Origin of the sequence: Paraburkholderia panacisoli, from assembly GCF_008369935.1 — a bacterium.
GTDB classification, from domain to species: Bacteria; Pseudomonadota; Gammaproteobacteria; order Burkholderiales; family Burkholderiaceae; genus Paraburkholderia; species Paraburkholderia panacisoli.
Genome location: NZ_VTUZ01000101.1, coordinates 1 through 8,958, shown reverse-complemented (window position 1 = coordinate 8,958; position 8,958 = coordinate 1). Strand labels below are relative to the sequence as shown.

The following is an 8,958-nucleotide window of genomic DNA, read 5'->3' as shown; positions in this document are numbered from 1 at the left end:
CGGAAATACCAGCGAACGGCGCAGCTGATGACGACGGCAGGGAAGCGGTGGCCGTGATAAAGCGATTTTGTCTTCTTCATCACTTTATTCTACCGCCGCCTCCCCATTAACCTGACAGTGCCGTTCCCGGACAATTTCGCGCCGATGTGCCAGCTGCCGCCGTCACCGGGCGCCGCCAAAAAACAGCCGATTTTCTGTACGTCGAGTGCGGCTAGCGTGATAGCTGAAGTCATAGCACGCCGACGCCTATCCGGTTAGCGATGAGCGAGCCGGTGCGGCTCATGAGACAGTTCGACATACATTCGGCCGGGAGCCGTCGCTCGACTCGATCATCGGTTGACCTTCTGGTGTCGGCTTCGCTCGGTAACCGGCCATCGGACTATCAAAGACGAATACTCCTTCATCGGCCAATGCCGACGTTGAGGCGGGCCGAGTTGTACGTCTGCAATGTGGCAGACTGCTGACGGTATTGACATCGAGCAGCTGGGGGGCAGCTTTCTGCGTCAGCGAACTAACACTTTCGCCCCAAACCGGACGTAGCGCGACCCTACTACAAGGGGGTGTCAATCCGAGCAATGTCGCTCAACCAGCGGCTTCTGGCGAACGTTGCCATCCCGTTACGGGCCGAAGGTCAGGCGCGCGCCAGAACAGCAATCAAGTATCATTGCCCAACCAGGACGATAGCAATAAAGCAGCATCAGAAGCGAGTACTCGTCGGCTTGCGAGCAACATATACGAAGTGTCGCTACGCGGGGAGCAGTGTCCACAAGCGTCATCTCCTTGCACGATTCGCATCTCAAGCAGTGGTCGGCAAAGGAGAGACAGTGATTTCAATCAGCGACATCTATGACAAGGACATCAACTTCTTGTTTGGATCGGGTGCGTCATTCGGCCTGTTACCGACCCTGCAGTTGCAGCTACGAACCGGCGACGGCGACGCCCGTTACACCCTGGAAGAGCTTGCGACCAAGTTTGAGCGGGAGAACGACCGGCGCTTGATCCCGCTGTTCATGTACTACTACGCGAACTGCATCCTGCCTGCTGAACGGCTCAGCCTGGATGGCGCGATGGCTACTGATTCAGGCGCCACGGTCATCAAGAACTACCGCACCTTCCTGATGACGGCGCTGGAGATGGTGAAACGCCGCAAGGCGTTGGACCGACGCTGCAACGTGTTCACGACGAACTACGATGGGTGCTTCCCACTCGTGGCTGACGCCCTCATCAGAGAAGGCCAGATTGACTTCGTGCTGAACGACGGAGCGCGGGGCTTCAGTCAGCGCATTCTGCAGGCCAGGAACTTCGGAGCCTACCTTTGCCAGGCTGGTGTCTTTGGCCGTTATCAGAGCAGCATCCCGCAGATCAACCTGATCCACCTGCACGGGTCAGTGTACTGGAGCAAGTTAGGCGCCGCGATTCAGGTTGGCTACGACCTGTCGGCACGTGAAACTCTGCTTGATGGCGAAGCGACCGCGTTGCTGCAACCATTTTCCGCTGCCCTCGACAATCCAGCCTTCACGCATGCAGACCTCCCTGAAACAGGGTTTACCGACAAGGCGATGAAGGCTTTCTGGACAAAGTATGAGCAGATGCCCATCGTGAACCCGACGAAGTGGAAGTTCCACGAGACGGTTTATGAGGAGCACTACTACCGATGTTGCGGCTGCTAAGCTATGAGCTCGAAAAGCCCAATGCAGTGCTTATCACCTTCGGTTTCTCATTCGCCGACGAGCACATCCTTAACCTCGTAATGCGTTCCCTTTCCAACCCCGGCTTGCAAGTATTCGTATGCTGCTTCAATAAGTCGGGTCACACTGCGATGGAGGGCAAATTCAAAGGTCACCGCAACGTCCAGTGCGTGGTGCTCGACGAAGGGGTGATGGACTTCACCTCCTTTAATGAGCAGGTGCTGGCCTGGCCAGAGGCGCTCGAATCTACATCCGCCGCGCTTACAGGTCCCCCTGCAGAGCCCGTGGCACCGGCGGCCGACGATGCGGGCGTCGAGGGCCTGGTATGAGCATCCGCGTGGGAGAAGTCATCGCGGTCCATGGCACCAAGGTGGTCCTGAAGATCGATGAGCAATCGAGCAAGGAAACTCTCTTCCACGCGGGCGACAAGTACAAGGGGGTGTCGATCCGCGAGTACCTGTCGATTCAGCGCGGGTTCCGCGACATCATCTGTATGGTCGAGGGCGAGTTCCTGGACGAGAGCCGAATAGAGACCCGTGACGGCAGGACGATGTTTGTGCGGAAGGTCGAGGCCAGGCCGATTGGCTTCTTCGACCGCACTGGGTTCACTCAAGGTATTAAGTATCTGCCGATGATCCAGGACGCGGCTTACCTGCTTCCCGAGGAGCGCATCCGGTCCATCTTCGACCGCGGGACGGACAGCGAATTTAGGATCGGGCGCATGCTCAAGGAGGAGATCGCGGTCGGGCTGCCGTGGAAGCGTCTCTTCAACAGCCACATCGGCATATTCGGCAACACTGGCAGCGGCAAGTCGAACACTCTGGCCAAGCTTCATACCGTCCTCTTCGATCTCAAGCTGCCGCTCATCGCGGGAAAAAGCCGCTTCGTTATCTTAGACTTCAACGGCGAGTACGGTGGTGAGCAGCTAGCTCCAGCGAACCACAAGACGGTCTACCAACTATCCACGCAAACAGATCCAGACCTGAACGATCCAACGGCCCGTTTTCCCCTAGCACCGCAGGAGTTCTGGGAGCTTGAGACAATGTCGCTGCTTTTCCAGGCCACGCCCAACACGCAGCGCCCATTCCTCAATCGCGTCATCACGGGCAAGCTTAGGTTCGGAGCCAACCCGGGGGCGCTGGCCAACTACGCAAAGATGAAATTCCAGCAGTCGTTCTGCGCTGGCGAAGTCAAGCCCGCAACGCTGGACCTGATGCGAACCGTGGCACGGCGCATGGGAAACCAGGCGCTGTTGGATCTGCTGGCAGATGTTACTTGGTACCGCAACGGTCGCTTCAACTACCACGGTGCGTTCATCGACCCCGATGGTGTTCAGTACACCGCGCGCATTGCGCCAACTGTCGACACACTTGATGTCCTAGGGCTCGACGAATTCGACCAACTCGTGCTGCGCGTCAATCTGCAACTGATGTCAGACCTGAATGCCGGCTACGTTCAGTTCGAACACATCCAACCACTTCTCAAACGCGTCGAGTCCTCCTTGCTCAGTCTTCGCAAGGTCTTGTCGATCTCGGATGCTCCACCAGTCGAGCGTTTGCTCACGGTAATCTCGATGCGCCGCTGCAACAACGAGGTCAAAAAGGTCTTGCCGTTGCTGTTCGCGAAACACTACTACAACAGTCACAAAGCTACGGTCTCCAATCCGCCCGACCGCACCATCCATCTCATAGTAGACGAGGCGCACAACATTCTGTCCGACCAGTCCACGCGCGAGAGCGAAACTTGGAAGGACTATCGGCTGGAGCAGTTCGAAGAGATTATCAAGGAGGGACGCAAGTTCGGAATGTTCATCACCATCGCCAGCCAGCGGCCGGCCGACATCTCCCCTACGATCGTTTCCCAACTACACAACTTTTTTATCCATCGGCTAGTGAATGACCGAGACTTGTATCTGATTGATAACACTATCTCGACGCTGGACGCGCTCTCGCGCGGGCTCATCCCGGGGTTGTCCCAAGGATGCTGTGTCGTGACGGGTACGGCATTCGAGCTGCCGATGGTGATTCAGGTGGACCGCTTGCCGAACAACAAGCAGCCAGATAGTGAGGACGTCGACCTAGAGAGGCTTTGGGGTCCGCCACCGGCTGCTGAGGAGTGAGCGGCCTTCATATCCTTTCACTATAGATGTGCCTTAATCAAGCGAACGACCACTCATGGTCGGTAGTACCCGCTGGGCTATGCCGCCCAAAGTTGACGCTGGCGCAAGGAAATGCTTCGAACGTCAGCTTACGGTGCGGTAAGCCGAACGGGTACAGTCGGCCAAGAACGGCCGGTCGCGAGCGTCTGCTTCGGAGTCTGCTGTTGGCGGTAAGCCAAGCTTCAGATGACTGCCATTAACCACTTCGGTCGTCGGCCTCCCTAGCAATCCACGACCCGCAGGCCATCTAGGTACGAACGTGACCCTTTTTCTCAAAACGTGCGATGCGCGCGCCTGTAGTGCCTGTTCGACTTGCTCCTGCGTACCGGTACTAATCTTCGAGCCGAATATCACTTCCTTGACAGCCTCGGGTGGCACCTCGCTTCGCCGAGACCACGTCTTCCTGTAGATCAGGCCTTCTTGGTATAGCCGCTGCACCATCCCTTGCTGTTGACTTGCTTTCCGCCAAACAGTGCACACGGGCCAAAAGCGTCGCCCGCCTTACCCGAGTACAGCGAGCAATTGCTGCACATTGAGCCGGCCACGTACTTCGACCCGTACTTGGCCTTGTCGATCTTGGTCGCGTCTTCCTTGTAGCCGAGCGCTACCGCGGTCGGGTCGCTTTCGCTAACGTGCGGTGCATCGGCGAACGCCTGGCGCGAGAGGGCGAGCGCCGAAGCGGCACCAAGACTCGTAATCAGAAACGTGCGACGAGACTGTTTCATTGGGTGATTCTCCGAGTGTTGTGTTGGACCCGTTTGGCAGGGACCTTTACTGCCGCCGTTTTGCGACGGCGGCAACGCGCAGCATACAACGAAGATCGTTTGTGGCTGCAGTGAAGAGAATAACGCCGCGGCCCGCTCCTGCAAATGTGCGCCTCCTCTCGTCACGGAAGGTTGGTGATTGCATAATAATCGTCGCCTTCGCTTTACCCCGGGTTGATTTGGATTAGCGCGAGCGCCGATGCGGGCCGGCTGGTTGTAAACCGTGCCGACCGACCGGTTCCGGACCGCCTGACTGAACTAGTGGATGGCTGCTGTGGGGTCGCCTGCCGCCGGTCGTGCGGGGCGGCAGCCGCCCAGCTTCGTTCGTCCGAAACATCAGTCATACCGATACTGGAGTAACTGTCGCTGCGCAGCGGACAAAGGTACGCCACCCCATCCACAGCTGCCAATTGCACATCTACAATACGTCCTACAAAAGGAAACAATTTTCAGATGAACATTTTCTATGCATTGTCGGAAGGCCGGGGTCGGTTGACGGAGACCAATCTCAGTGCGTTTCTGGCCTTCCTTTTGACGCCACAAGCCGCACATGGTTTTGGTGACGTCTTTCTCCGAACCTTCCTTGATGAGATAGCAACGGCGTGCGGGGACCGACAACGGTTTCAGGCAGTATTGGACAAACGTTCAATCACCGCCCAGGTAGGGTTGGAGGTTCAGTATGACGGTCCGGCGCCACGGATCGTCGATATCGATTTGCAGCTCTTTGACGACGCGGCCACGCAAAAGAAGCTGCATCACCTCATCATCGAGAACAAGATCCGGGCCGGGGCGGCTCAAGCAGTGCAGTTAAAGGAGCAGTTCGAATGTGTCCGGCAAACGCTCCGCGAGGAGGAACCATGTCCTGTCACAGCCGTCTTCCTGACACCGCCTGGCGAAGCACGCGTGATGACGTTGGAATACGACAGTTTGCTGCTGGACGCTGCGATCGAGCATAAAAAAGCCTGGCTCCGATGGCGTCGCAACACGATGGAGGAGAACGTTTCGTCGCGCACGATCGTGGATTTGATTCGGGATCTACTTCGAAAGGAGGCATCCGCCGAAATTGAGCCGATTAGCGACTACACCCGCCATACACTAAAGGCCTTTGTGCAGTTCCTTGAGCGCGTCATGCAACCAGCTTCACTAGGGCGTTCTCAGATCGGAAGCGACTCCGATGCCGTGGTTGCACAAAAGGAAGTCATGCTTGATGGGCGCCGCTTCCTGATCGTCCGGTATGCGACCGACGCGGTCAAGCTGTTCGATGGCGAATCGGACCGGGAACTCGCTGCGCATCCGTTGTTGCGCAAGATCAATGTGGCGTACGGCCTCAATGTCCCGCTCGAGCGTGGTCCAGGCAGACCTATCAACACCCGTCAGCTCGGCCGGAAGGTGCTTGATGCGCTGGGTCAACCTGCGTGACCTAGATAGTGCTGGATCCAAAAACGCAGATGAGGCGTCATCAGGACGTCGCACGCGGTGCGAACCAGTACGACGTCTTGAATACAATCCGCGTAATCGGATAGTGGCAGATAATGGGTAGTCGTCAAGGTTGCGTCGGTACGCTGTTGCTGTCCCGACTGACCGTTCCACTCAGTCATCTGCCCTTGCGACTCCGATTGCTCGAGTGGCAGAAACGGGTCGGGAGTGTGAGTTCGCTGATGCAGGAAGCTGACGCCCAGCGGCCGATGCCGCTAACGTCAGCAATCCGCCATATCGCTGACGTAGTACCCACCCCATCCCAAAGTCCGAATTGGCCGAACATCCATCTCTGTACGCGAGTCGACGACGGCCGTTGTACCTCGGAGAACGAAACCGCTCGCGCGGTAGGGGCTACGGTCAGACGCCGGTGGTCAGGGAGAGGCCGGTCACGCGGTTTTATGTCGGCGAATGAGGCAATCCGCCTCTTCGCAGCAGGCGTCCCTGAATCGCCGTAAACCGGCCACCTGCTCGCAGCGGCTGACTGTTCGTTGATTGAAAAGACCGATGCCTGCCGGTCCATCCAGCAGTCTGGTGGTTATAGCGCGGAAAACCTGCCCGTGGCATTCAAACCTTGCTTCGTGCCTCCGAGCGATACCGGCTGGGGCTTTGACCAAACATCCTTTTGAAAGTCGAACTAAAAGTGGTTTCGGACGCGTAGCCGACGGCGGCGGCGATGCTTGAGAGATTGTCGTTGCCCGTTTTCAACGCTTCCCTGGCAATCGTCATGCGCCAGCGGATCAGATATTCCACTGGAGGCAACCCCACGAGATCTTTGAAGCGGTCAATGAACGCGGTGCGTGACATGCCGACCTTCGACGCCAATTCGTCCACCTTCCAGCGACGCGCTATTTCCTCATGCACCATCCTTAGGGCGGAGCCGATTCTTGGATCCGACAACGCACCTAGCCAGCCCGTCGACCTCGGGCTAGCGGCAAGATGAGCCCGCAGGATGTTGACCAGCACAATATTCGCGATGCTGCCCGCCATCACCGCCGCGCCAGGCCGAACTGACTCCGTCTCGGCCCTGATCAATTCGAGGGCCGCACTCAACGCCCTGGCATCCGGAGAATCCGCGGCAACGTGAACAAGCGGGGGCAGGAAATTGAGCAGCAAACCGCTCATGTCACCGTCGAATTCGAAGAGTCCTCCGACGCTAATCGTGCGCACTTCTCCCCGTCCAAAGCGAATGATCCCGTCCACCCCCATGTTACTGACAAACACCTTCTCCCCGTCTTGCAGTTCCACGCTGGGATCGCTCGCAAAACAGTAGGGCAGTCCGTCAGTGAGCAGACAGAAGTCTCCCTCCTCCATTTTCGCGGGCGCGGTGACGCCTTCAATCCACACCCATCGAGTGCCCTTGATGACTCCAGCAAATTTGACATGACGATAGGCGGGAAATCGAAGGCCCCAAGGATCGGCAGCCTCAAAGCGCGCCGAAAGCACGCTTTTGACCTTCAACAGAGAGAAGACGTCGGAGAGCGGATCCATGTGAAAAATGTACGATGCGATAAAAAATTTGGTCAATTGATTATGGATTGAACGGACGTCATGAGCAAGAATGAGACGTCGCGGGTTTCTCCCACGCTCACAGGTGTCATGTCAAAAATGTCGCAGATTCGATACACAAGTAGCAAAGACGAACTTCTCGCCCGTCTTATCCCCTTTCTGCAAGAGGTCAAAGACGTGACCACGACGAGCACCGAGGTCGAGCAATGGCTGAATACAAAGTATGGCGTTGAAAGCGAGTTGTACAGGGAACTGGCGCGACTGATTACCCTCGGCGTACAGGAAGGCTGGGCGGCCGATGCCGAAGTCGCCGGCCCGCGTTATCGTCGCTCGCGAGTCGGCTTGCCCTCCGCGGACACGTTCTTCTTCAGCATCACGGCGGTGCTGCTGGATAGCACGGATAACGCCCAGAACAACCCCGAAGACAGCTTCCGTGCCGACTATCACCTGCACCCGTATGGCGAGATCAATCTGGTGGTGCCGCTCAATGGAGGCGCCGCGCTCGCAGGTCCGAACGGCTGGTGTTATGGCGGCTGGACGGCACCTGCGCCAGGAAGCCACCACTTTCCGGAAGTCAAAGGCGGTGCTCTTATCTCGCTCACTTTTCTGCCCGCAGGACGGATTGCATTCGACGTCAAGCCGCCGCAGCAGTGAAGCGCTCAGGCGTGCCCGTATGAAGGCCTCCTCACGGTTCACGGGTGAGGAGCGTGCGAGCGAAGTGCAGTTCGAGAAGTCAATGGGCGCTTCGTGCGCAATCTCGGCCATTCAAGGCGCCCGCTCGACCGTCCCCTCATGGCCGACAGTACGCGTTCATCCACCTCGCCGGAAAGCTGCCTATAAGGACCTTCCCGTTTTTGCAAGCTGGGTTTAGTGATTCATATTTTTGATTCCTGTAGCGGTCAGTGAGGACGACAACGACAACGGTTGGCGGCGTGACAGACTGCATGCCTATAAACGGCCTTGTCGGGCGCCATCACAACCGCGCCCGGGCCCGGATAGTAACCGCGCAGCAGGACTCCATCCGTTGGACGGCGAATACATTTCGTGTAGCGCCTGACAGCTTTTCGAGTTCGCCCACTGCCGGTCTGACCTGTCGCTATCCTGCCTTTTCGTCCCTGAATTACGAAGTCACGCTTTTAGGGTGACGCTGCGAATTTACCTGTTCATGCTGTTGTCCTACCGTGGCTGGCTGGGTGTTGAGGGAGTGGAGACATGCGAGGGATCGAAACGCTCGCCCCTAGCCAGAATCGCCCACAGGATGCGCGCGTGCTTGTTGGCGACGGCGACCAGCGTTCGATACCAGCCCACGCGTGCCTGGAGCTGAACGATCCAGCGCGAGAGCCGGTCGGTTCGTCGATGGGCG

Annotated in this window: 5 protein-coding genes and 3 pseudogenes; 4 read left to right on the top strand and 4 right to left on the bottom strand. The window is 57.7% G+C overall.

What is annotated here, in order from left to right; genetic code table 11:
* Positions 1 to 80: pseudogene (locus FVF58_RS54045) on the bottom strand (IS6 family transposase); the annotation flags it as partial.
* A 744-nt stretch (positions 81 to 824) separates the two neighbouring features.
* Here FVF58_RS54045 and FVF58_RS50305 point away from each other — a divergent pair.
* A pseudogene (locus FVF58_RS50305) lies at positions 825 to 2,017 on the top strand (hypothetical protein).
* Positions 2,014 to 3,807 (top strand): ATP-binding protein, encoded by a 1,794-nt coding sequence (locus FVF58_RS50300; protein ID WP_149676884.1) that lies wholly within the window; start codon positions 2,014 to 2,016, stop codon positions 3,805 to 3,807. The pseudogene FVF58_RS50305 and the gene FVF58_RS50300 overlap by 4 nt, the downstream one beginning before the upstream one ends.
* Before the next feature lie 449 nt (positions 3,808 to 4,256).
* Here FVF58_RS50300 and FVF58_RS50290 read toward each other — a convergent pair whose 3' ends face one another.
* Positions 4,257 to 4,571 (bottom strand): high-potential iron-sulfur protein, encoded by a 315-nt coding sequence (locus FVF58_RS50290; protein WP_086918210.1) that lies wholly within the window; start codon positions 4,569 to 4,571, stop codon positions 4,257 to 4,259.
* 492 nt (positions 4,572 to 5,063) lie between these two features.
* On the opposite strand from FVF58_RS50290, the gene FVF58_RS50285 reads away from it, so the two are divergent.
* Entirely contained in the window at positions 5,064 to 6,029 is a 966-nt protein-coding gene (locus tag FVF58_RS50285) for a PD-(D/E)XK nuclease family protein (protein WP_149676883.1), read from the top strand.
* Between the two features lie 624 nt (positions 6,030 to 6,653).
* On the opposite strand, the gene FVF58_RS50280 is transcribed toward FVF58_RS50285, so the two are convergent.
* Positions 6,654 to 7,613 (bottom strand): AraC family transcriptional regulator, encoded by a 960-nt coding sequence (locus FVF58_RS50280; RefSeq protein WP_246217602.1) that lies wholly within the window; start codon positions 7,611 to 7,613, stop codon positions 6,654 to 6,656.
* Positions 7,614 to 7,694: 81 nt separating this feature from the next.
* Between FVF58_RS50280 and FVF58_RS50275 the strand changes: the two genes are divergently transcribed.
* Positions 7,695 to 8,249 carry a 4-hydroxylaminobenzoate lyase gene (locus tag FVF58_RS50275; protein ID WP_149676882.1) on the top strand — a complete coding sequence of 185 codons (555 nt, stop codon included), beginning with the start codon at positions 7,695 to 7,697 and terminating at the stop codon, positions 8,247 to 8,249.
* A gap of 522 nt (positions 8,250 to 8,771) precedes the next feature.
* Here FVF58_RS50275 and FVF58_RS52420 read toward each other — a convergent pair.
* Positions 8,772 to 8,958 (bottom strand): annotated as a pseudogene (locus FVF58_RS52420) (IS110 family transposase); the annotation flags it as partial.

Bases quoted from the DNA above. Each gene is read 5' to 3' on its own strand.
- FVF58_RS50300 (WP_149676884.1), top strand. From the start codon at position 2,014: ATGAGCATCCGCGTGGGAGAAGTCATCGCGGTCCATGGCACCAAGGTG.
- FVF58_RS50285 (WP_149676883.1), top strand. From the start codon at position 5,064: ATGAACATTTTCTATGCATTGTCGGAAGGCCGGGGTCGGTTGACGGAG.
- FVF58_RS50275 (WP_149676882.1), top strand. From the start codon at position 7,695: ATGTCGCAGATTCGATACACAAGTAGCAAAGACGAACTTCTCGCCCGT.
- FVF58_RS50290 (WP_086918210.1), bottom strand. From the start codon at position 4,571: ATGAAACAGTCTCGTCGCACGTTTCTGATTACGAGTCTTGGTGCCGCT.